Origin of the sequence: Pseudomonas sp. GD03875, from assembly GCF_029840585.1 — a bacterium.
Lineage (GTDB): Bacteria > Pseudomonadota > Gammaproteobacteria > Pseudomonadales > Pseudomonadaceae > Aquipseudomonas > Aquipseudomonas paralcaligenes.
In genome coordinates this window covers 217,567-239,793 of record NZ_JAOCCV010000003.1, presented here as the reverse complement: position 1 = coordinate 239,793, position 22,227 = coordinate 217,567, and the positions used below count along the sequence as shown (strand labels likewise).

The window sequence follows — 22,227 nt, the reverse complement described above, 5'->3', positions numbered from 1 at the left end:
CCTGATGTCGCTGTCGCGAATCGTTCGCGGCGCCGACGAGCGGTCGTCCGCTGCCGAGGCGGCAACGGCTCAGCGTGGGTGCAGCAGGGTGGCCCTGGCCTGGTGTTCCAGGCGCACCGGTGCGATCGCCGGCAGGGCCTCGAGGAAGTCCTCCACCTCGCCCAGCTGGACCACCGCGTCGATGCGCGGACCGCCGCCGCCCACCACCCGCACCGGCTGCCGGCGGTAGCGCGACAGGCTGGCGGCGATCTCGGCGAGGTCGGCCTGCTCGAACACCAGCCGTCCCGCCTGGAAGGCGAAGGCATTGCCCGCCGGCAATGGCAGGCGGCGCAGCTCGCCCTCTGCGTCCACTTCCAGCACCTCGCCGGCGTGCAGCTGCAGGCTGTGGCCGGGCGCGGTCAGGCTGTCGACCCGGACCAGGCCGTGGTCCACGCTGACGCGCAGGCGGTCGCGCAAGCGGTCGACGGCGAAGCGGGTGCCGAGTACGGTGACCCGTGCCACCCCGCCGTCGACGACGAAGGGCCGGTCCGGGTTGCGCTCGACCTCGAACACCGCCTCGCCGCGCTGCAGGGCCACGTGCCGTTGGTGCTCGTCGTATTTCACGTGCAGCCGGGTGTCAGCGTTGAGGCTCACGGCGCTGCCGTCGCGCAGGCGTTCCTGGCGCTGTTCGGCGATGCCGGTCTGCAGGGCCAGGTCCTGCGGCCCCTGGCGATACAGGTGCAGGCCGGCGAAGCCCGCCAGCACCAGCAGCGCGCCGCACAGGGTGCCGCGCAGCAGATGGCGGCGGCGCCCGGCGCGGCGCCGCTCCATGGCGTCGGCCAGCGCCTCGCTGCCGCGCGGCGAGGACAGCTCGCCCCACAGCTCGGCGAAGGCCTGGTACTCGGCGGCGTGCTCGGGGCTGGCCGCCAGCCAGCGCTCAAAACGCGCGCGCTGGCGCGCGTCACCTTCGCCGTGCAGGCGGACGAACCAGCGGGCGGCCTCCTCGCGCACGCCGCTCACGGCTGCAGCAGCTCGCGGGCCGCGCGCAGGTCGAGCAGGGCGCGCATCATGTGGCGCTCCACCATGTTCAGGCTGATGCCCAGCTGCTCGGCGATCTCGCGCTGGCCACAACCCTCGATGCGGGCCAGCCAGAACACCTCGCGGCAGCGCGGCGGCAGGCAGTCGAGGATGCGCTGCAGGGCCTGCAGGCGCCGCTGCAGGTCGAGCAGGTGCTCGGGCGACGGCATGCAGGCGTCGCCGATGGCTTCGAGGGCGTCGAGGTCATCGTCCGGCAGCGGGCTGTAACGGTTCTCCTTGCGGAAATGGTCGATCAGCACCGAGCGCGCGACGCGCCTCAGGTAGGCGTCGGGCTGGGCGATGGGCTGCTGATGCTGGGCCAGGGCGAAGCGCAGCAGGGCGTCGTGCAGCACATCGTAGGCGCGCTGCACGCAGCGGGTCTGCCGGCTGAGGCTGAGCAGCAGATCGCCGTAGGCCCAGCGCAGGTCGATGCCGAGCCAGTTCATTCGGCCGATCCCGGCGGTGAGAGGGTGTCGAGAGGGAGGCGGCGGATCGGCACGGGACGGGGCTCGGAGGCGGTGACGGCGGAAAGGATAAGGGCGGCATCAATCGAACGTAAATAAGAAATATTTTTATTTGAGATGGGCCCAGGCGCTTCTCGCCGACCCATTTCGGCGATTGCCGGCGTTTACGTTCTTTACGACCCCTCTTTCGCTACATGAGGTTTGGAATTACCATGATAATTATTCTCATAAACAACATGCAGTCATTCGGAGCATCCCATGTCCCTTCCCGTTACCCGGCGTCAGCAGGGCGCTGTAGGTGAGCGCTCGTCCGTGTCCATTCGCCCGCTGGCCCTGGCCGTGCACATGCTGGCGATCGGTCTCGCCATGCCCTCTCTGGTCCAGGCGGCGGAAACCGCCGAGCAGGCCGAGGACGGCGTCACCCTCGCGCCGCTGTCCATCACCGACACCGCCACCCGGGAACGCAACGCCGTCACCGAGGACACCCAGTCCTACACCACCGAGGCGGCGCGCACCGCCACCCCGTTGAGCATGTCCCTGCGCGAGACGCCGCAGTCGGTCACCGTGGTCACCCAGCAGCGCATGCGTGATCAGGACATGCAGACCATCACCGATGTGGTGAACAACACCACCGGTATCTCGATGAACCGCTATGAAACCAGCCGTGGCCAGATCAACGCCCGTGGTTTCCAGCTCAACTCGCTGATGATCGATGGCGTCTCCACTATCTGGGAGCAGCCGTGGAGTTCCGGCGAAATCTTCAGCAGCCTGTCCATGTACGACCGGGTCGAAGTGGTGCGCGGCGCCAATGGCTTGATGACAGGCGCCGGCGATCCTTCCGCGTCGCTCAACATGGTGCGCAAGCGCGCCAGCAGTCGGGAGCTGAAGGGCTCGGTGGCGCTGAGCGCCGGCACCTGGGACACCTACGGCACCCTGGGCGACCTGTCCCTGGCCCTGAACGAGGCCGGCACCGTGCGTGCCCGCCTGGTCGGCGAGTACAACGAAGGCGACAGCTGGATCGACCTGCACTCCAACGAACGCCAGTCCTTCTACGGCACCATGGACATCGACCTGACGCCCGACACCACCCTGTGGTTCGGTGCGAGCAATCAGGAGAACAAATCGGATTCTCCCGCCTGGGGCGGGCTGCCGCTCTGGTACTCCGATGGCCGCGACACCGACTGGAGCCGTTCCAAGACCCTGTCCGCCGACTGGAGCAAGTGGGACACCAGCTACGAGACCTATTTCGCCAACCTCGAGCACACCTTCGCCAACGACTGGCATGCCAAGGCCGGTTACACCCGTGGCAAGCGCGAGGCCGACTCTTATCTGGTCTACCCGTACGGCTTCCCGAACCCGGTGACCGGAGCGCTGGAGCTGCCGGGGCCGATGGCGCCGTTCGCGGGCTTCAACGCCGGCTCGTACAAGACCGAGACCACTCAGGATGACTACTACCTGCAGGTCGGCGGCCCTGTGGAACTGTTCGGCCGCAGCCATGAAGTGGCGCTCGGCTACTCCCACAGCGAGCAGGACTTCGACGCCGATACCCGGGGCTACATCCCGCTCGGCAACTACGACTTCATCCACTACCAGGGCGCTATTCCCGAGCCGGACTGGCAGCCCCTGAGCGATTCCGATGCCAGCGAGACGACCCAAGAAGGACTGTACGTCGCCACTCGCCTGAACCTGACCGACGACCTCAAGGTGATCCTCGGCGCGCGGAACAGCAACTACGAGAAAGAGCAAGGCAACTCCAAGATCGACGTGGACAACGAAGTGACCCCCTATGCGGGCATCGTCTACGACCTCACCGAGAACCTTTCCGCCTACGCCAGCTACACCGAGATATTCCTGCCGCAGTCGGTGCGCGACGCCGACAAGAAGATGCTCGATCCCATCGTCGGCGAAAGCTACGAGACCGGCCTGAAGGCCGAGTTCCTCGATGGCCGTCTGAACGCATCCGCCGCCATCTTCCAGATCAAGCAGGACAACCTGGGCAAGAGCACCGGCTCTCTGATCGATCCTACCGATGCCTCTCAGGGATACGCCTACGAGGCGACCGAGGGGGCGACCAGCAAGGGCTTCGAGCTGGAAGTTTCCGGCGAACTGGCACCGGGCTGGAATCTCTCGGCGGGCTATACCCAGTTCGATGTCGAGGACGCCGACGGCAACGAAGTCAACACGCTGTATCCGACCAAGCTGCTGCGTACCTTCACCACCTATCGCCTGCCGGGCGTGCTCAACAAGCTGACCATCGGTGGCGGTGTGAACTGGCAAGACTCCATCTACACCTACGCCAGCGGTGCGACTGGCGCCACCGAGAAGGTCGAGCAGGACGCCTACGCCCTGGTCAACCTGATGGCGCGCTACGAGATCACCGAGAACCTCACGGCCCAGCTGAACGCCAACAACGTGACCGACGAGAAGTACTTCGATGTCTTCGACGCCTACGGTGCCCTGACCTACGGCGCGCCGCGCAGCTTTACCGCTTCGGCGAAGTACAGCTTCTGAGGCCTCTGAAGCGAGGCGTACAGCGCCTCGGGTGAAAGGAACGCCGGCCCTCTTGGCCGGCGTTCTGCTTTCCGGCAGTCCGTCACCTGGCGCAGTGCTTTCCCGGGCCGCCGCAGTCGTGCCCGCCCGCTGGGCTGCCCGACTCCAGATCCCGCAGGATCGGGCAGTCCGGCCGGTCGTCGCCCTGGCAGTGGCCGACCAGCTCGCCCAGGGTGTCGCGCAGGGCGGTCAGTTCCTCGATCTTGCGGTTCAGCTCGTCCATGTGGGCCAGGGCCAGTGCCTTGACGTCGGCGCTGGCGCGCTCGCGGTCCTGCCAGAGCGCCAGCAGCCTGCCGACTTCTTCCAGGGAGAAACCCAGGTCGCGGGAGCGCTTGATGAAGGCCAGCACGTGCAGGTCCTGCGGGCCGTACAGGCGGTAGCCGCTCTCGCTGCGCCCGGCCGGCCGGAGCAGGCCGATGGATTCGTAGTAGCGGATCATCTTGGCGCTCAGCCCGCTGTGTTTCGCTGCCTGGCCGATGTTCACGGGCGTTTCTCCCCTTCCGGTTTCCAGGTGTTGAGCAGCAGCGCATTGCTGACCACGCTGACGCTGGACAGCGCCATGGCGGCGCCGGCCAGCATCGGGTTGAGCAGGCCGAAGGCGGCCAGCGGGATGCCCACCAGGTTGTAGACAAAGGCCCAGAACAGGTTCTGCCGGATCTTGCTCCAGGTGCGCCGGCTGATAGCCAGCGCCGCCGGCACCAGGCGCGGGTCGCCGCGCATCAGGGTGATGCCGGCGGCGTGCATGGCCACGTCGGTGCCGCCGCCCATGGCGATGCCGACGTCGGCGGCGGCCAGGGCCGGGGCGTCGTTGATGCCGTCGCCGACCATGGCCACGGTGGCGCCGCCTCGTTTCAGGTCGGCGACGTGGGCGGCCTTGTCCGCCGGCAGCACCTGGGCGTGGACCCGGTCGATGCCCAGGGCGCGGCCCACGGCGCCGGCGCTGCCTGCGTTGTCGCCGCTGATCAGGTGGCTCTCGATGCCGCGCTCGCGCAGCGCGGCGATGGCCTCGGCCGCGCCTTCCTTGAGGCTGTCGCCGAAGGCCAGCAGGCCCAGCACCGCGGGCGGCTCACTTTGCTCGATCAGCCAGGACAGGGTGCGGCCCTCGGCCTCCCAGGCGCCGGCCTGCTGTTGCAGTTCGCTGGCCAGCGCCAGTTCGTCGAACAGGCGCTGGTTGCCCAGCGCCAGGGTGCGGCCTTCCACGTCGCCGCGGATGCCGCGTCCCGGCAGCGCCTGGCTGGTGGCCAGCGCCGGCAGGCGGATGTCCCGCTCGCCCGCGGCGTCGAGCACTGCGCGCGCCAGCGGGTGTTCGCTGCCCTGCTGCAGGGCGCCGGCCAGGCGCAGCAGTTCGTTTTCCCCGATGCCGGTGGCGGCCAGGTGGACGACGCGCGGCTGGCCGGAGGTGAGGGTGCCGGTCTTGTCGAACGCCACCACCGAGACCCGGTGCGCCAGTTCCAGCGCCTCGGCGTCCTTGATCAGGATGCCGTGGCGCGCGGCCACGCCGGTGCCGGCCATGATCGCCGCCGGGGTCGCCAGGCCGAGGGCGCAGGGGCAGGCGATCACCAGCACCGCCACGGCGTTGATCAGCGCCTGCTCCACGCCGGCGCCGGCCAGCAGCCAGCCGCCGAGGGTGAGCAGGGCGATCACCAGCACGGCGGGGACGAACACGCCGCTGACCCGGTCCACCAGTTTCTGGATCGGCGCCTTGGCCGCCTGGGCGTCTTCCACCAGGCGGATGATCCGCGCCAGCACAGTCTCGCCGCCGAGTGCCGTGGTACGCACCACCAGCCGGCTTTCGCCGTTGATCGCGCCGCCGGTGACCTTGTCGCCCGGCGCCTTGGCGACCGGCAGGCTCTCGCCGCTGATCAGCGCCTCGTCGGCCTGGCTGCGGCCCTCGCTGACCTCGCCGTCCACCGGGAAGCGTTCGCCGGGGCGCACCACCACCAGGTCGCCGAGGCGCAGCGCGGCCAGGGCCACCTGTTCCTCGCGGCCGTCCACCAGGCGGGTGGCGTGCTCCGGGCGCAGCGCCTCCAGCGCGCGGATGGCGGCGCTGGTCTGGCGCTTGGCGCGACTCTCCAGGTACTTGCCCAGCAGCACCAGGGCGATGACCACGGCCGAGGCCTCGAAATACAGGTGCGGCGCGTGGTGGCCCGCGGTGGCCCAGAGATAGAGGCTGAGGCCGTAGCCGGCGCTGGTGCCCAGCGCCACCAGCAAGTCCATGTTGCCGGTGCCGGCGCGGACCGCCTTCCAGGCCGCCTTGTAGAAGCGCGCGCCGAGGACGAACTGCACCGGCGTGGCCAGCAGGAACTGCACCCAGGGCGGCAGCATCCAGTGCAGCCCGGCCCACTCGGCGAACATCGGCAGCACCAGTGGCGCGGCCAGCAGCAGTGCCAGGACCACCGCCAGGCGCTCGCGGCGTAGCGCGGCCTGTGGATCGGTCCGCGGGGCTGCGTCCAGCAGGCTGGCGGAGTAGCCGGCCTGCTCCACCGCGGCGATCAGCGCGGCCGGGTCGGTGCCTTCCAGCAGCTCGACGCGGGCGCGCTCGCTGGCCAGGTTGACGCTGGCGCCGCGCACGCCGGGCACCTTGCCCAGGGCGCGCTCGACGCGGCCGACGCAACTGGCGCAGGTCATGCCGCCGATGGCCAGCTCCAGGCTGCCGAGCGGCACCTCGTAGCCGGCCTGTTGCACGGCATCCAGCAACGCGCCCAGCTGGCCGGCGCCGGCCTCGACGTGGGCGCGTTCGCTGGCCAGGTTGACGCTGGCGGCGCTCACGCCGGGCACCTTGTTCAGGGCGCGCTCGACGCGGCCGGCGCAGCTGGCGCAGGTCATACCGCGGATGGGAAGGTCGAAGGTCTGGGCTGTGCTCATGGGGCGGCTCCACTGGATTCGCCCCTAGAATCAACCTTGCCACCTGGGCAAGGTCAAGCGCCGGCTTGTCGCATCAGTAGTTGAGCGGCGCCGGGATCAGGCGCAGACCCGCGGGTTCCATGGCGATGCGGTACTTGGTCACTTCGCCAGCGTTGATGCGCAGGGTCTGGCTGTGCAGCTGCTCGAAGCGCGGCTGGCAATGACCGCCGCCGAGCTGGCCGAGGCGGACCAGCACGTTGCCCGGCGGCAGGTTGAGGGTGACCGACTGGCCCTGGTACAGGCGGGCGGCCAGGTTGCCCTGCAGGTACAGGCCGATGTCGCAGGGGGTGGAGACTTCCAGGCGTTCGCGGGAGACGGTGAGCACGCCGTAGTCGATGGGCGCGCCCAGGGTCATGGGCGCCAGCGGCACGGCGGCGGGCATCGCCGGTGGCGGGGCCGGCACGGCCGGCGATTCGGGGGGCGCCTGGTCGGCCAGGGCCGGCAGGGCGAGCAGCGCGAACAGGATGGGGAGCGGACGCATGGCAAACCTCCGGAAGCTGAAGTCCAGCTTGGTCCAGCCGGCCCGTGACGACAAGTCGCAAGCCTTGACCTTGCCACGATGGCAAGCTCGACACTGATCGCGTCAGTCAAACCTAACGAGGAAAACGCCATGCAGATTCTGAAAGTGTCGGGCATGACCTGCGGCCATTGCGTCCGCGCCATCACCCAGGCGATCCACGCCGGCGACCCGGCCGCCGAGGTGCAGGTGGACCTGGGCGCGGGCGAGGTGCGGGTGGCCAGCCGCCTGAGCCTGGAGCAGGTGCTGGCGGCGATCCGCGAGGAAGGCTACGCCGCCGAACCGGCCTAGGGGCTGTTGGCGTTTCGGCGCGCCGGCACCAGTTTTTGCGCGGAGCGAGACGCGAAATTCGGCTGCCCCAATGAGGCGTCGAGCAACAACGGCGTTCCGCGCAAAAAAGCTATGTTTCCGTTGCGTGTTGCAGACGCTACCGCTGCCCTCCTGCGAACGGCCTGCCTGCAATATCAATAGGACCCCGTAGGGTGGGTTAGGCCACAGGCCGTAACCCACCGGCGGAATCGACTGCGGTACCGTTGCTAGGTTATGCCGGCAATCGGCTGGCCCACCCTACGCGCTGTGCAGGCAAGCCCCTCTCTCACAGCGCTGCAGCTGCCTGCCCCTGGATTCCCGCCTGCGCGGGAATGACGGTTTCGGAAGAAATTGGAAATTCCACCCCTACCTCGTCATCCCCGCGCAGGCGGGGATCCAGAGGGGGTCAGGGCACTACAACATCTGACAGGTACATAGCCAAAAAGGCCCGTGCCTTAGGGTTAAGCGTCAAATAGCCCCTCCGCCGTCGCAGGGCTTGGCAAGGAAACACCATTCCCTGCGTCCTACGCCTAGCGGAGCGCCGCCCGGCCTGGCGCGATTGGGCGCTGCGTCGAAGCGTCAACAGACCCTGGGGATAGCCTGAAATAGTCGTAACTCCCGCGCAGGCGGGGCAGCAGCTGTATCGCTGAACAGCGCTTGCGCTGGCCCGAAGGGGAATGATCCGGAGACCTCGCAGCGCCTGGACTCCCGCCTGCTCAGGCGTGACGGCAAGGCGCTTTTTCAGTGTTTCCCTAGCGCTCGGCGGGCGGCGCCCAGTCGCGCAGCAGGCCGCGCAGCTGGGCGTCGATCAGCGGGGCGGTGTCGCGCAGCGGGTCGAACAGCCCGGGGTCGCGGGTCCAGTCGCTGAACAGGCCGACCAGCAGGCCGTGGATCGCCCGCGACGCCAGGTGTGGGGTGACCCCCGGCTGCAGGCGTTCGCGGCACCCGGGGCGGGCGAACAGGCTCTCCACCAGCTCGATGAACAGGCTGACGAAGGCGTTGTGGCGTTGCTCGGCCTCGCGCAACTCGTCGGTGAACTCACAGCGGTGCAGCAGGATGGTGAAGATGCGCCGCTTCTGCTCGTCGGTGGCCATGCTGGCCACCGCCTCGATGCACAGGTCGCGCAGCGACAGCAGCGGATCGACGCCGCCGTCGCCGCTCAGGCGCTCGGCCATCTGCTCCGGCGGCAGGCGCACCTCGCTGAGCATTTCGTGGAACAGATGCGCCTTGTTCTGGAAGTGCCAGTACACCGCCCCGCGCGTCACCCCGGCGGCGCGGGCGATCTGGTCCAGCGTGCTGTGGGCCACCCCTTTCTCCAGGAACAACTGCTCGGCCGCGGCCAGGATGGCGGCGCGTGTCTGTTCGGCTTGCTCTTTGGTTCTGCGCATGGCGGGCTGGAGGAATCGGGCTAGGCTCTGTTCTGGAGAGTGCACAGTGTAACGGCTTCGGGGCTGTCGTCGTTGCTTACAGACGCACATGTATGTAAATGCCATGGCAGCCAACAGGCCATTGCCCAAGACGTCACGGAGATGACCATGCCTGCGAGCCCGTTTCCCTTCGTCCTGAAAATGCTGGTGCTCGGCACGGTATTCAGCCCGCTGCTGCAGGCGGCCGAGCAGGGCGAGCAGCAGATGCCGCCGCCGGAGGTGGTGGTGGAGGTGGCCAGGACCGAATCGGTGCCGCTGGAGCTGGAGTACGCGGCGCGTACCGCCGGCTACCGCGAGGTGCAGGTGCGCGCCCAGGTCAGCGGCATCCTCCAGGAGCGCACCTACCAGGAGGGCAGCCAGGTCAAGCGTGGCCAGGTGCTGTTCCGCATCGACCCGCGCCCCTATCAGGCCGCGCTGTCGCGGGCCAAGGGCGCACTGGCGCAGGAGCAGGCGCGCTACCGGCAGACCGAGCGCGACCTCAAGCGCATCCGCGAACTGCAGAAGAAGGGCTTCGCCAGCGAGAGTGAACTGGACAACGCGGTCTCCAACTTCGAGCAGAGCAAGGCCAACATCGAGGCCGCCAAGGCCGAGGTGCAAGCCCGCCAGATTGATCTCGACTACACCACCGTCGAGGCGCCGATCTCCGGCATCACTAGCAAGGAGACGGTGTCCGAGGGCAGCCTGATGGTGGCGGGTGATCCCAACGCCAGCCTGCTGACCCAGATCACCCAGCTCGACCCGCTCTACGTCAACTTCGCCGCCCCGGACCGCGAGGTGGAGCGGGTGCGCAGCGGCCTGGCCGCCGGCACCCTGAGGATGGAAGGCGAGCACATGCGGGTGGAGCTGAAGTTCGGCGACGGCTCGACCTACCCGACCGAGGGCCGGGTCGACTTCACCGACAGCCTGGTCGACCGCGGCACCGGCACCGTCAGCGTCCGCGCGGTGGTGCCCAACCCGGAGCAGAGCCTGTTGCCCGGCCAGTTCGTGCGGGTGGTGGTCAAGGGGCTCAGCAAGCCCCAGGCGATCACGGTGCCCGAGCGGGCGATCTCCCAGGGGCCCAGCGGCACCTTCGTCTACATCGTGGACGAGCAGGGCATGGCGCGGGCGCGCCCGGTGACCACCTCGCAGACCGCCGGCGGCCGCTGGGCGGTGGACAGCGGGGTGAGCGCCGGCGACCGGGTGATCGTCGAGGGCCTGCCCAAGGTCCGCCCGAACGCGCCGGTGAAGGTGGTCGACAAGCCCGCCACGACTGCCGCGCAGTAGAGGAGCGAGCGCCGTGATCTCGAAGTTCTTCATTGATCGGCCGGTGTTCGCCACCGTCATTTCCGTGGTCATCATCCTGGCCGGCCTGGCGGCGATGAAGGCCCTGCCCATCGCCCAGTACCCGCAGATCCTGCCGCCCCAGGTATCGGTGTCTGCCAGCTACCCGGGCGCCAGCGCCCAGGTCATCGCCGAGACCGTGGCGGCGCCGCTGGAGCAGCAGATCAACGGCGTCGAGGGCATGATCTACCAGCTGTCCAACTCGGCGGCCAGCGGCGCCATGAGCCTGTCGGTGTACTTCGAGGTGGGGCGCGACCCGGACCAGGCCACCATCGACGTCAACAACCGGGTGCAGGCCGCCCTGGCCAAGCTGCCGGAGGAAGTGCGCCGGCAGGGCGTGAAGGTGGAGAAGAAGTCCTCGGACATCCTCCAGGTGGTCGCCCTGTACTCGCCGGACGATTCCAAGGACCCGGTGTTCATCTCCAACTACGCGCTGATCAACGTCATCGACGAACTCAAGCGCCTGCCCGGCGTCGGCGACGTCAGCCAGTTCGGCTCCAAGGACTACTCTATGCGCATCTGGCTGCGGCCGGACAAGCTGGCCCAGTACGACCTGACGCCGACCGACGTGGTCAACGCCATCCGCGAGCAGAACTCCCAGTTCGCCGCCGGCAGCTTCGGCCAGCAGCCGCTGCAGACGCCCCAGGACTTCACCTACACGGTGACCACCCAGGGCCGCTTCAAGGACCCGAAGGAATTCGAGAGCGTGATCCTGCGCTCCGACGCCACCGGCGCCAGCCTGCTGCTGCGCGACGTGGCGCGCATCGAGTTGGGTGCCCAGGACTATTCCCTGGTGACCTCGCTCAACGGCCAGCAGAACGCCGCGTTCGGCGTCTACCTGCAGCCCGGCGCCAACGCCCTGGACACCGCCGAGGCAGTGCGCAGCGCGATGGAGCGGCTGGCCAAGCGCTTCCCCGAGGGCATCGCCTACAAGATTCCCTACGACACCACCAAGTTCGTCGAGGTCTCCATCGAGGAGGTGATCCACACCTTCTTCGAGGCCCTGGTGCTGGTGGTGCTGGTGGTGTTCATCTTCCTGCAGAACTGGCGCGCCACGCTGATCCCGGTGCTGGCGATCCCGGTGTCGCTGGTCGGCACCTTCGCCGGCATGTACCTGCTGGGCTTCTCGATCAACCTGCTGACCCTGTTCGGCATGGTGCTGGCGATCGGCATCGTGGTGGACGACGCCATCGTGGTGATCGAGAACGTCGAGCGGGTGATGCGCACCAAGAAGCTCGGCGCCCGCGAGGCGGCCATCGAGGCGATGGAGGAAGTGACCGGGCCGATCATCGCCATCGTGCTGGTGCTGTGCGCGGTGTTCGTGCCGGTGGGTTTCCTCGGCGGCCTGGCCGGGGAGATGTACAAGCAGTTCGCGATCACCATCGCGGTGTCGGTGGTGATCTCCGGCATCGTCGCGCTGACCCTGTCGCCGGCGCTCTGCGCCCTGCTGCTGAAGGACGAGCACCGCGAGCCGGCCGCGCCGTTCCGCGTCTTCAACCGCTTCTTCGAGCGCATGACCGAGGGCTACGGCGCCGGCGTGGCGTTCTTCCTGCGGCGCTCGCTGATCGGCCTGCTGCTGTTCGGCGGGATGATCGCGCTGATCGTCGTGCTGTTCGGCCGGGTCCCCGGCTCGCTGGTGCCGGACGAGGACCAGGGCTACGTGATCAACGCCTACTTCCTGCCGCCGGCGGCCTCGGTCAACCGCACCGACGCGCTGACCCACGACTTCACCGAGCAGCTGATGAAGCACCCGGCGGTGCAGGACGTGGTCACCTTCGCCGGCTTCGACGTGCTGACCTTCGGCCTGCGCAGCAACGCGGGCGTTTCCTTCGTGCCGCTCAAGGACTGGTCCGAGCGCACCACGGACGAGACCGACGCGCGCAACCTGACCCGCACCTTCATGGGCATGGGGCTGAAGGAGAAGGACGGCGTGGTGATGAGCTTCAACCCGCCACCGATCACCGGCATGAGTACCACCGGCGGTTTCGAGGGCTACATCCAGGATCGCGCCGGCGGCAGCGTCGAGCAGTTGCAGGAGAAGGTCCAGGCTTTCCTCGGTGCCGCTCAGAAGCGCCCGGAGCTGGCCGGCGTGCAGAGCACCTTCAGCGCCAACGTGCCGCAGTACTACATCGACCTTGACCGCACCAAGGCGCGCGCCCTGGGGGTGTCGATCAGCGATGTGTTCACCGCCATGCAGTCCACCTTCGGCAGCTACTACGTCAACGACTTCACCCTGTACGGTCGTACCTGGCAGGTCAGCCTGCAGTCGGAGTCGGAGTTCCGCCGCAAGCCCGAGGACCTGTCCCAGGTCTACGTGCGCGCCAGCGGCGGCGACCTGGTGCCGCTGACCAGCCTGATCAAGGTGCGGCGCATCCTCGGCCCGGACACCTTCGCCCGCTTCAACGTCTACCCCGCGGCCAAGATCCTCGGTGGCCCGGCGCCGGGCTACAGCTCCGGCCAGGCCCTGGCCGCCATGCAGGAGGTGGCCAACGAGGTGCTCGGCAGCGAGTACACCCTGGGCTGGATCGGCTCGGCCTACCAGGAGTTGGCGACCCAGGGCTCGGGCAGCGTCGCCTTCGTGTTCGGCCTCATCATGGTGTTCCTGATCCTGGCCGCCCAGTACGAGCGCTGGACCCTGCCGCTGGCGGTGGTCACCGCCGTTCCCTTCGCAGTGTTCGGCGCGATCCTGGCGGTGTGGCTGCGCGGCATCCAGAACGACGTCTACTTCCAGGTCGGCCTGCTCACCCTGATCGGCCTGGCGGCGAAGAACGCCATCCTCATCGTCGAGTTCGCCGTGCTCCTGCGCGCCGAGGGCAAGGGCATCTTCGATGCCGCCTTCGAGGCGGCCAAGCTGCGCTTCCGCCCGATCGTGATGACCTCGCTGGCCTTCATCCTCGGCGTGCTGCCACTGGCGATCAGCTCCGGCGCCGGCTCGGCCAGCCGCCACTCGATCGGCACCGGCGTCATCGGTGGCATGCTCGCCGCGACCGTGCTGGCGACATTCATGATCCCGATGTTCTATTTACTGGTGGAGTCCCTGGGCGAGAAACTGGGTCGCAGGAAGAAGGTGGCGGCGGAGCCGCACTGACCTGACCAGAGACTGGCCTGTATGATCTCAAGGCGCCCCTCGGGGCGCCTTTCGTTTTCCGGTGGACAATCAATGAGCTTTCGCATCCTGCTGATCCTCGGCACCCTCAGCGCCTTCGGGCCCATGGCAATCGACTTCTACCTGCCTAGCTTCCCGACCCTGGCCCTGGTCTTCGGCACCGATGTCGAGCATGTGCAGTTGTCCCTGGCCTCATATTTCGCCGGCACCGCCCTGGGCCAGCTGGTCTACGGCCCGCTGGCCGACCGTTACGGCCGGCGCTGGCCGCTGCTGGCCGGGCTGGTGCTGTTCACCCTGGCCTCGCTGGCCTGCGCGCTGGCGCAGACCCTGGAGTGGCTGATCGTGGCGCGCTTCGTCCAGGCCCTCGGCGGCTGCGCCGGGATGGTCATCTCGCGGGCGGTGGTGCGCGACCTGTGCGACCCGCTGGCCTCGGCCAAGGTGTTCTCCAAGCTGATGCTGGTGATGGGCGTGGCGCCCATCCTCGCGCCCCTGGGCGGCGGGCTGCTGCTGCAGCTGTTCGGTTGGCAGTCGATCTTCCTCGGCCTGGTGCTGTTCAGCGCGCTGTGCCTGGTGGCTGTGCTGCTGTGGCTGCCGGAGACCCGCCCGCAGAGCCTGCCGCCACAACCGCTGACGGGCGCGCTGGGGCGCTACGTGGTGCTGCTGCGCGACCGCCTGCTGGTGGGCTACGGGCTGACCGGCGGAGTGGCCATGGCGGGCATGTTCGCCTACATCTCCGGCTCGCCCTTCGTCTTCATCGATCTGTACGGCGTGCCCGCCGAGCACTACGGCTGGCTGTTCGGCGCCAACGCCGCCGGCTTCATCCTCACCGCCCAGCTCAACGGCTGGATGCTGCGCCACCACGGCCCCGGCTACTGGCTCAAACGCACGGTCTGGGTCTATTGCGCCGCGACCCTGGCGCTGCTGGCCGTGGCCATGACCAAGCCGGAGCAGCTGTGGCCGCTGCTGGTGCCGCTGTTCATCAGCACCGCCAGCCTGTCCTGCGTGCTGCCCAACGCCACCGCCTGCGCCATGGCGGGGCAGGGCGCCCACGCCGGCAGCGCCTCGGCCCTGATCGGCTCGCTGCAGTTCACCGTGGCGGCGGTGGCCTCGGGGCTGGTGGGCGCGCTGCACGACGGCAGCGCCAGGCCCATGGCTCTGGTCATCGCCGTGTGCGGGGTGATCACGCTGCTCCTGGCGCTGTTCAGCGCGAGCCATGCCAAGCGCCAGTCGCTGGAGTTCTGAAAGAGCGCCTGGTCAGGGTCGTTTAGTCAGGGACGCCTGGTCGAGAGCGGGCAGCTGCCGCTCAACCGGCCGTTCGCACCTCGGGGGCCGTGCGCCAGGGCAGCGGGTGCGGCGCGCGGAGCCGCTTCTGCAGCACGCTGACGAAATCGCGCGCCTCGCTCTCGCTGCGGAAGCTCACGCCCTGCTGGTCCAGACACACCTGCCAGCGGGCACCTTCGGCGGTCATCACCTGACGAATCAGGATGTTCATCGCAGGTCTCCACGAAAAGGGTGAAGCTGCAGTGTAGACCTGCGGTTTCGCTTTTCCCTGACCTGGATCAAGCGCCCGACTGATGGTCGATGCGCGTCCGAGCCGTTCCGGCGCGGGCACAGGCTGCCCTCTTTCCTCTCGGAAAACCGATACCGGCTGGGCATTTTTTCCGCCCGCTGGAGCCTTTCTTCCTCTCCGGCAAAGGAGTTGTCCGTTCAGACAAAATTGCCCGAAGACCGCCCCTGTCAGGATGCGAAGGCTAGGAGTGCCATAAGCACAGCCACGCCCGCACAACTATATAAAGCCAGGGGAAACTGCCAATGATCCGTCCAACCCTAAAACCGCCGTCCCGTTCCTGGGCGGAGTGCTCAAGGGGGAGGGCGCTGCAGCTCTCCCTGGCGGCCTGTCTCGTCGCCGGCCTGCTCGGCGCGGGCCACGCGGGCGCCGTGGGGAGCCGCAGCCTGTATCCGCAGGGCTACCTGTCCGGAGAGTCTGGTTACGATGCGGTGCTCAGTGCCAACGCCGGACGCGCCCTGATGAATTTCTCGGGCAATACGTACGGCGGCGTCATTCGCGCACGCACCTTCATCTACGTCTACGCCCAGGCGGGCGAGCGCATCCTGCTGGGGCGCGACAGTAACGGCACCGCCACCGTCTACACGCCGGATACCGACTTCGGACCCAAGGGCAACGAGGCACCTACCGGCGGCACCGCCACCAACTGCGCGATTTCCTCCGGTACCGGGCGGATCAACACCCGCGCGGCCGAGCTGGCCGGTCCCGGCACGGCGGCGGGCGTGACCACGGGCAGCCAGTACGTACCATGCGTCTATCAGGTCACCCAGAGCGGTATCCACGGTGTACTGATGGAGGCGGGCGGCACCCAGCTCGACCGCTGGGAGGTCACGGTACGCGCCAGCGACACCAGCACGGCCGACCTGCCGGGCCGCGTCTTCACCTATGCCTTCGCGGCCCAGACCCTCGGCAACAACAACGATCCGAGCACCGGCACGCCGCGCCGGCTGTACTCGACCTTCCACTACGTCACCCAGGACGGCTACCGCTACCGGCAGCAGATGAAGGGCCTCGACCCCAACGCCTTCGCCATCTATGCCAATGCCCGCGGCTTCCTCGATGCGGACGAGCCGCTCTACAAGAACGTGCGCGGCAGCAACGACTATCTCGCCAGCATCGATGCCGGTGTGACGCTGGAGGCACCCGCCTACCCGATCTTCTTCGAGGACATTTCCGGCACCCAGGCGGACGACACGCTGACGGAGCTGGGTATCCCGCTGGTGCCGCCGGAGCCGATGATCGACAACGTCGCCTTCAGCTATCCGCCGGGCGGCACCTCGCACAGCTACGTGGGCCGCGGCGGCGTCATCAGCTTCGACGCCACCGACGTGATGAGCTACCAGATCGTGATCAGCGCGGGCGGCGACTACGACGTGGCCAACCCGCTGAACCGCGTGCTCGAAGGCTCGGCCGTGGCGGGGCGCAACGAAGTGCTGTGGGACGGCCTGGCCAACAACGGCTCGCCGGTGCCGGCCAACGCCGGCGGCACCCCGTACAACTTCCAGGTGGTCGGCCGCAACGGCGAGGCGCACTTCCCGCTGCTGGACGCGGAGAAGAACTTCAACGGCGGCCCCGTCATCACCCAGCTCAACGGCCTGGGTAGCGGCAGTACCACCATCTATTACGACGATCGCGCCTACAAGACCCGCGCCGGGGTGGAGGTTGGCACCATCGCCACCGACGGCACGCCCGAGCACCTGTGTGGCGGCACGCTGAGCAGCCGCCATGTCACCACGCCCGTCGAGGCGCTGAACGGTGTCGACAGTGCCTCCACCGCCGGCTTCGGCACCACCTCGAACGGTGCGCCGCGCTATCCCCGCTACTGGGGGGGAAACGGCTCGAACGGCAGCAGCACCTGCAGCCTCACGACCGAATTCGCCGACAAGCTGGGCCTGGACCTCTGGGTATTGCAGAAGTCCGATCCCGAGCAGCCGTCCATGGGCATCCTGATCTACTCCAGCGCCGACGTGACCACTCGCGTGTCCGCGCCGAGCAGCGTCGCGCCGGGGGCGACCGTGGTCGCGCAGATCGAGTTCGGCAACGTCGGCTCCTCCACGGCCACCGGCGTGAGCTACGGCGCCAACCTGCCGACCGGCCTCTCGGGCGTCAGCTGCTCCGGCGCCACCTGCAGCTACAACCCGGCCACCGGCGCAGTGACCATCTCCGGCCTGCCGCCCACCCTGACCTCCGGCCAGTGGGTGCCGCCGGTGACGCTCAGCTACACCGCGCCGGCCTCCGGCAGCACGCTGCTGCAATCCTCCATCGCGACCACCAGCCCGCAGGAGCCCAACCCGGGCCACGCACCCGATAGCGCCAGCGCGCCCACCGCAGCCGGTGGCGGCGCCAGCGTCGCCGACGTGATGGCCAGCGTCTCCGCGCCCGTCCAGGCGGTGGCCGGGCAGACGGTGAGCGTGCCGGTGAGCTTCCGCAACTTCGGTCCGCTGGATGCCGTCGATGTCGCCTACGTGGTGCAGCTGCCCGCCGGGACTGCCGGCGTGAGCTGCGGTGCCCCGGCGACCTGCGGCACGCCCGACGCCTCCGGGCAGATGGTGGTGACCTTCCCGTCCGGCACCACGCTGGTCGCGGGGCAGGAGCAGTCCTTCGTGCTGACCTACACCGCACCTTCCGTGGGCAGCACCGTGCCGGTCTCGGCCCGGGTCACGACCACCACGGACGAGGGCGGCAGCACCGCCAACAACAACGCCAGCGGCATGACCACGGTGATCGATTCCGGCTCCGCCCTGGCGGACGTGACCGTCAGCATCTCGCCGCCGGCCAGCGCCGTCGCCGGGCAGACGGTGAGCGTGCCGGTGGTGTTCGAGAACAAGGGCCCGAACGAGGCCAACGGCGTGAGCTACACGGTGAGCATCCCGCCCGGCCTGACCGACGTCACCTGTGCGCCGGCGGCCTGTTCGGCATCCGGAGGCACCATCACCTGGACCGGCCCGGCGACCCTGGGCAACGGCCAGCGCTTCAACGCCAGCTTCAGCTACACGGCGCCGTCCACCGGCCCGGTGAACCACACCGCGACCATCGGCACCTCCTCCTCGGAGAGCAATGCCGGCAACAACACGGCCGCGGCGTCCACCAGCATCACCGCGCCGGACATGCGCGTCGACCTCGGCGGCCTCACGCCGCCGGCAGAGGGCGTGCCCTACAACGGCAGCTTCACTTGCAGCAACATCGGCTCGTCGCCCGCGGTGGACAACACCCTCTGCTCGGTGACCGGATTGCCGCCCAGCCTCAGCCAGGGTGCCTGCACCCTCGCGCCCGGCGGCGCGCCGTGGAATGCCGGCGACGCGGTACCTGTGGGCGGCGTGGTGACCTGCGCGGTGACCGGCACCCCGGGCGCACCCAGCGGCCCGACCACGGTGACCGGCACCACCGACACCGATGACGATGCCGACACGAGCAACAACCAGGCGACCGTCAGTCTCACCGTGCGCTCGACGGCGGCGGCCCCGACCCTGTCGGGCTGGGCGCTGATCCTGCTGTCGGGCCTGCTCGCCCTCATCGGCCATCGCACCCGTCGTCAGGGTGGCGGCCTGGCCCGCTGAAGCCCTGTGAAAACGCCGCGGGGATTTCCCCGCGGCGCACGATTCGATCCCCGTCCGGTTCGCCGGCGGGGATTTTTTATAGCTACGTGTTGCATGTGGCCACAGGAACCAAGTTCGCGCAGCAGCAGAAAAGAACTATCAGGCAACTCGGAGCTCGAGTCCCCGTCAGGAGGCCGAGTGGAGGTGTTGCGCAGGGGGACGAGCCGCAGGGACGCGGCGAGAGAACTGGGCGTCCCCGCTTGAAGGGCCATGGATGGCCCTTGCAAGCCGGCCCCCGGAGCGGCACCGGAAGGAGGGAACCCCGCCGTAGGCGGGGCCGGATGCCGGGGTGGCCTTCTCTTTGGTTACTTTCTCTTGGCCAAACAAGAGAAAGTGACTCGCCCGGGAGGGCGAAGCCAGAGGTGTCGGAACACTCGGTAAGCGGTTGAACGATAGTCCGCCCCGGATTTCATCCGGGCTACAACCGAATCATCGAAGTTGCCGGTCCAAGGTGCGCACGGCGCACCCTACGAAGCTGCCGACAATCTGCCTCAGAAACCCTCAAGCACGATTTTGCCACGAGCCTTGCCGCTCTCCAGCAGGGCGTGGGCGCGGCGCAGGTTGGCGGCGTTGATGGTGCCGAAATGCTCGCCCAGGGTGGTCTTCAGCACGCCGTCGTCGATCAACTGGCTGACCCGGTTGAGCAGGCGGTGCTGCTCGATCATGTCGGCGGTCTGGAACAGCGAGCGGGTGTACATGAACTCCCAGTGCAGCGACAGGCTCTTGCGCTTGAGCTTGACCACGTCCAGCTGGGCCGGGTCGTCGATCAGCGCCAGGCGGCCCTGGGGCGCCAGGGCCTCGACCAGCTGGTCCAGATGCTGGTCGGTGTGGGTCAGGCTGGCGACCAGGTCGACCTGCTCGATGCCGAGCGCCTTGAGCTGCGGCACCAGCGGCTGGCTGTGGTCGATCACATGGTGGGCGCCGAGCTGCTGCACCCAGTCGCGGGTCTCGTCGCGCGAGGCGGTGCCGATCACGGTAAGGCCGGTCAGTTGGCGGGCCAGCTGCACCAGCACCGAGCCGACGCCGCCGGCGGCGCCCGTCACCAGCAGGGCCTGGCCGTCGTCGCCCTTGCCCTCGCGCACGCCCAGGCGCTCGAACAGCAGCTCCCAGGCGGTGACCGCGGTCAGCGGCAGCGCGGCGGCGCGGGCGAAGTCCAGCGAGCCGGGCATGCGCCCGACTATGCGCTCGTCCACCACGTGCAGCTCGCTGTTGGCGCCGGCGCGGTCGATGGCGCCGGCATAGAACACCTGGTCGCCCGGGCGGAACTGCCTGACTTCGGCGCCCACCTCGACCACCACGCCGGCCACGTCCCAACCCAGCACCTTGGGCTGGCCGGCCTCCGGCGTGACCCGCTGGCGGATCTTGGTATCGACCGGGTTGACCGAGATGGCGCGCACCTCCACTAGCAGGTCGCGCGGGCCGGGCTGCGGCGCCGGCAGGTCGATATCGACCAGAGCCTCGGCGTGGTCGGCGGGCAGGGACTGGTAATAGGCGATGGCTTTCATGCGGCAGTTCCTCGAAAGGGGCGTGGCGAAAGGGAGAAGTTCCAGCTTAGCCGGTGCGGTCGGGCTGGCATTGCCGGCATGTTCGTTTATCGGGCTGGAGAGAAAAACAGGCATGCCATAGAGTCTCTTTCAAATTTTCTTTGAAAATGGAGCCGCCATGCTGCGCTTCGACGACCTCGCTCTGTTCGTCCGCACCGCCGAACTCGGCAGCCTCTCCGCCGCCGCCCGCGAGCGGGACTGCTCGCCGGCGCTGGCCAGCGCCGCCCTCAAGCGCCTGGAAGCGGAGCTGCAGGTGCGCCTGCTGTTGCGCTCCACCCGCAGCCTGCGCCTGACCGCCGAGGGCGAGCAGTACCTGGCCCACGCCCGCGCCGCCCTGGCCAGCCTGGAGAGCGGTCGCCAGCAGCTGGCCGGTGCGCGGGCGGAGATCAGCGGGGTGATGCAGATCACCGCGCCCTCCGACTTCGGCCGCAACGCGCTGCTGCCCTGGCTCGACCGCTTCCAGGCCGAGCGCCCGCACCTGAGCCTGCGGCTGCTGCTCAGCGACCGCAACGCCGACCTGTTCCGCCAGCCGGTGGACATCGCCCTGCGCTACGGCGAGCCGGAGGACTCCAGCCTGGTGGCCCTGCCGGTGGCGGCGGACAACCGCCGGGTGCTGTGCGCCGCGCCGGACTACTTCGCCCGCCACGGCCGGCCGCGCCACCCGGATGAACTGCGACGGCACAACTGCCTGCTGTACATGATCGGCGGCCGGGTCCACGACCGCTGGAGCCTGGGCGACGGCAGGCGCGGCCTGGCCGTGACCGTCTCCGGCGACCGGGTCAGCGACGACGCCGACGTGGTGCGGCGCTGGGCCGTGGCAGGCAGGGGGCTGGTGTACAAGTCCTGGCTGGACGTGGCGAACGACGTGCAGACCGGGCGGCTGGAGGTGGCGCTGGGCGACTGGCCCGGCGAGCCGACGCCGCTCAACCTGATCTGCGCCCACCGCGACCAGCTCAGCGGGCCGGTGCGCCTGCTGCGCGAGTTCCTCCAGGCGCGCTGCGCCGAGCTGCTGGCGCGGGCGCCGTGGCGCTGAACCGGGTCAGGCGCGGGCGGGCGGGGTGAGGCCGCAGCCCTTGAGGATGATCCGTTCCAGGGCGGACGCGGCTTCCTCGAAGTCCGCCTTCTTCAGGCTGTTCTTGCCGGTGAACATGCAGATCTGGCTGGTGAAGTCGGCGTAGTGCTGGGTGCTGGACCAGAGCAGGAAGATCAGGTGCACCGGGTCCACCGGGTCCATCTTGCCCGCATCGATCCAGGCCTGGAACACCGCGGCGCGCTGGCGGAACCACTCGCGGTAGTCCTGGTTGTAGTGGGCCGTCAGGGTCTGCCCGCCGCCGATCACTTCCATCGCGAAGATGCGCGAGGCCAGCGGTTGGGTGCGGGAGAACTCGACCTTGGAGCGGATGTAGCTGCTGAGCGCCTGGGCCGGGTCGTCGTCCACCGTCAGGCCGTTGAAGGCGGCGTCCCACTGGTCGAGGATGTTGTTCAGTACGGCGATGTAGAGCCCCTGCTTGCTGCTGAAGTAATAGTGCAGGTTGGCCTTGGGCAACCCCACCGCCTGGGCGATGCTGTTCATGCTGGTGCCTTTGTAGCCATGGCGGGCGAACTCCACCTCGGCGGCGGCGATGATGGCTTTTTCGTTCTTCTGGCGGATGCGACCGGCGGGTTTGCCGGCGCCGGGAGCAGGAGAGGCTGCTGGCATCGAGAGGGGTCCGTACTGATGATCGGTTTTGTCTGTGAACAGATAACCCACGGCGGGTCACGAAACAACCCTTGCGCGTCAAAAACGTGTGCCATTCAGACGAAGAAGACAGGGTGATCAAAAATGACCCAAGAAAGCGTCAGAAAATCGTCTTGACAAGTCTGTGCC

16 protein-coding genes are annotated in these 22,227 nt (G+C 68.6%); 7 read left to right on the top strand and 9 right to left on the bottom strand.

The genetic code is table 11. The features are described from left to right. Positions 1–69 precede the first annotated feature (69 nt). Positions 70–999, bottom strand: coding sequence for a FecR domain-containing protein (locus N5D30_RS04045; RefSeq protein ID WP_279907775.1), 930 nt, complete (start codon positions 997–999; stop codon positions 70–72). After that, complete coding sequence (locus N5D30_RS04040) at positions 996–1,502, bottom strand: sigma-70 family RNA polymerase sigma factor (RefSeq protein ID WP_279907774.1); 507 nt, start codon at positions 1,500–1,502, stop codon at positions 996–998. Before N5D30_RS04040 ends, N5D30_RS04045 begins: the two co-directional genes overlap by 4 nt. Before the next feature lie 276 nt (positions 1,503–1,778). On the opposite strand from N5D30_RS04040, the gene N5D30_RS04035 reads away from it, so the two are divergent. Beyond that, a complete protein-coding gene (locus tag N5D30_RS04035) occupies positions 1,779–4,031 on the top strand; it encodes a TonB-dependent siderophore receptor (RefSeq protein WP_279907773.1) in 2,253 nt (750 codons plus the stop codon). Between the two features lie 82 nt (positions 4,032–4,113). On the opposite strand, the gene cueR is transcribed toward N5D30_RS04035, so the two are convergent. From cueR to N5D30_RS04020, 3 genes are all read right to left on the bottom strand, one after another. After that, the gene (cueR, locus tag N5D30_RS04030; protein WP_279907772.1) at positions 4,114–4,554 is read right to left on the bottom strand and encodes a Cu(I)-responsive transcriptional regulator; all 441 of its coding nucleotides are present in this window, start codon (positions 4,552–4,554) and stop codon (positions 4,114–4,116) included. After that, positions 4,551–6,935 carry a heavy metal translocating P-type ATPase gene (locus N5D30_RS04025; RefSeq protein WP_279907770.1) on the bottom strand — a complete coding sequence of 795 codons (2,385 nt, stop codon included), beginning with the start codon at positions 6,933–6,935 and terminating at the stop codon, positions 4,551–4,553. The genes cueR and N5D30_RS04025 overlap by 4 nt, the downstream gene beginning before the upstream one ends. Before the next feature lie 73 nt (positions 6,936–7,008). Beyond that, entirely contained in the window at positions 7,009–7,455 is a 447-nt protein-coding gene (locus N5D30_RS04020; RefSeq protein ID WP_262880188.1) for a hypothetical protein, read from the bottom strand. Positions 7,456–7,584: 129 nt separating this feature from the next. Between N5D30_RS04020 and N5D30_RS04015 the strand changes: the two genes are divergently transcribed. Then, positions 7,585–7,782 (top strand): cation transporter, encoded by a 198-nt coding sequence (locus N5D30_RS04015; protein ID WP_279905300.1) that lies wholly within the window; start codon positions 7,585–7,587, stop codon positions 7,780–7,782. Between the two features lie 770 nt (positions 7,783–8,552). Here the strand turns inward: N5D30_RS04015 and N5D30_RS04010 are convergent. Next, positions 8,553–9,188 carry a TetR family transcriptional regulator gene (locus N5D30_RS04010; RefSeq protein ID WP_220811713.1) on the bottom strand — a complete coding sequence of 212 codons (636 nt, stop codon included), beginning with the start codon at positions 9,186–9,188 and terminating at the stop codon, positions 8,553–8,555. 147 nt (positions 9,189–9,335) lie between these two features. Here N5D30_RS04010 and N5D30_RS04005 point away from each other — a divergent pair, with 147 nt between their 5' ends. The 3 genes from N5D30_RS04005 to N5D30_RS03995 all read left to right on the top strand — a co-directional run bounded on the left by N5D30_RS04005 (position 9,336) and on the right by N5D30_RS03995 (position 14,895). Then, positions 9,336–10,490, top strand: coding sequence for an efflux RND transporter periplasmic adaptor subunit (locus tag N5D30_RS04005; protein WP_279907769.1), 1,155 nt, complete (start codon positions 9,336–9,338; stop codon positions 10,488–10,490). A gap of 13 nt (positions 10,491–10,503) precedes the next feature. Further along, complete coding sequence (locus N5D30_RS04000; protein ID WP_279907768.1) at positions 10,504–13,635, top strand: efflux RND transporter permease subunit; 3,132 nt, start codon at positions 10,504–10,506, stop codon at positions 13,633–13,635. A gap of 72 nt (positions 13,636–13,707) precedes the next feature. Further along, entirely contained in the window at positions 13,708–14,895 is a 1,188-nt protein-coding gene (locus N5D30_RS03995; protein WP_279907767.1) for a multidrug effflux MFS transporter, read from the top strand. A gap of 61 nt (positions 14,896–14,956) precedes the next feature. Here the strand turns inward: N5D30_RS03995 and N5D30_RS03990 are convergent, their stop codons facing one another. Continuing rightward, entirely contained in the window at positions 14,957–15,145 is a 189-nt protein-coding gene (locus N5D30_RS03990; RefSeq protein WP_279907766.1) for a hypothetical protein, read from the bottom strand. 320 nt (positions 15,146–15,465) lie between these two features. Between N5D30_RS03990 and N5D30_RS03985 the strand changes: the two genes are divergently transcribed. Beyond that, positions 15,466–18,777, top strand: a complete 3,312-nt coding sequence (locus N5D30_RS03985; RefSeq protein ID WP_279907765.1) for an IPTL-CTERM sorting domain-containing protein — start codon at positions 15,466–15,468, stop codon at positions 18,775–18,777. Positions 18,778–19,307: 530 nt separating this feature from the next. Here the strand turns inward: N5D30_RS03985 and N5D30_RS03980 are convergent. Then, positions 19,308–20,321, bottom strand: coding sequence for a zinc-binding alcohol dehydrogenase family protein (locus tag N5D30_RS03980; RefSeq protein WP_279907764.1), 1,014 nt, complete (start codon positions 20,319–20,321; stop codon positions 19,308–19,310). A gap of 157 nt (positions 20,322–20,478) precedes the next feature. Here N5D30_RS03980 and N5D30_RS03975 point away from each other — a divergent pair, with 157 nt between their 5' ends. After that, a complete protein-coding gene (locus tag N5D30_RS03975; protein WP_279907763.1) occupies positions 20,479–21,393 on the top strand; it encodes a LysR family transcriptional regulator in 915 nt (304 codons plus the stop codon). 6 nt (positions 21,394–21,399) lie between these two features. Here N5D30_RS03975 and N5D30_RS03970 read toward each other — a convergent pair whose 3' ends face one another. Then, a complete protein-coding gene (locus N5D30_RS03970; RefSeq protein WP_279907762.1) occupies positions 21,400–22,059 on the bottom strand; it encodes a TetR/AcrR family transcriptional regulator in 660 nt (219 codons plus the stop codon). Between the last annotated feature and the right edge of the window lie 168 nt (positions 22,060–22,227).

What these genes read in the sequence shown, in the direction of transcription:
- N5D30_RS03985 (WP_279907765.1), top strand. Translation starts at nt 15,466, where the DNA reads ATGATCCGTCCAACCCTAAAACCGCCGTCCCGTTCCTGGGCGGAGTGC.
- N5D30_RS03980 (WP_279907764.1), bottom strand. Translation starts at nt 20,321, where the DNA reads ATGAAAGCCATCGCCTATTACCAGTCCCTGCCCGCCGACCACGCCGAG.
- N5D30_RS04025 (WP_279907770.1), bottom strand. Translation starts at nt 6,935, where the DNA reads ATGAGCACAGCCCAGACCTTCGACCTTCCCATCCGCGGTATGACCTGC.
- N5D30_RS04010 (WP_220811713.1), bottom strand. Translation starts at nt 9,188, where the DNA reads ATGCGCAGAACCAAAGAGCAAGCCGAACAGACACGCGCCGCCATCCTG.
- N5D30_RS03970 (WP_279907762.1), bottom strand. Translation starts at nt 22,059, where the DNA reads ATGCCAGCAGCCTCTCCTGCTCCCGGCGCCGGCAAACCCGCCGGTCGC.
- N5D30_RS03990 (WP_279907766.1), bottom strand. Translation starts at nt 15,145, where the DNA reads ATGAACATCCTGATTCGTCAGGTGATGACCGCCGAAGGTGCCCGCTGG.
- N5D30_RS04035 (WP_279907773.1), top strand. Translation starts at nt 1,779, where the DNA reads ATGTCCCTTCCCGTTACCCGGCGTCAGCAGGGCGCTGTAGGTGAGCGC.
- N5D30_RS04040 (WP_279907774.1), bottom strand. Translation starts at nt 1,502, where the DNA reads ATGAACTGGCTCGGCATCGACCTGCGCTGGGCCTACGGCGATCTGCTG.
- N5D30_RS04005 (WP_279907769.1), top strand. Translation starts at nt 9,336, where the DNA reads ATGCCTGCGAGCCCGTTTCCCTTCGTCCTGAAAATGCTGGTGCTCGGC.
- N5D30_RS03975 (WP_279907763.1), top strand. Translation starts at nt 20,479, where the DNA reads ATGCTGCGCTTCGACGACCTCGCTCTGTTCGTCCGCACCGCCGAACTC.
- N5D30_RS04015 (WP_279905300.1), top strand. Translation starts at nt 7,585, where the DNA reads ATGCAGATTCTGAAAGTGTCGGGCATGACCTGCGGCCATTGCGTCCGC.
- N5D30_RS04020 (WP_262880188.1), bottom strand. Translation starts at nt 7,455, where the DNA reads ATGCGTCCGCTCCCCATCCTGTTCGCGCTGCTCGCCCTGCCGGCCCTG.
- N5D30_RS03995 (WP_279907767.1), top strand. Translation starts at nt 13,708, where the DNA reads ATGAGCTTTCGCATCCTGCTGATCCTCGGCACCCTCAGCGCCTTCGGG.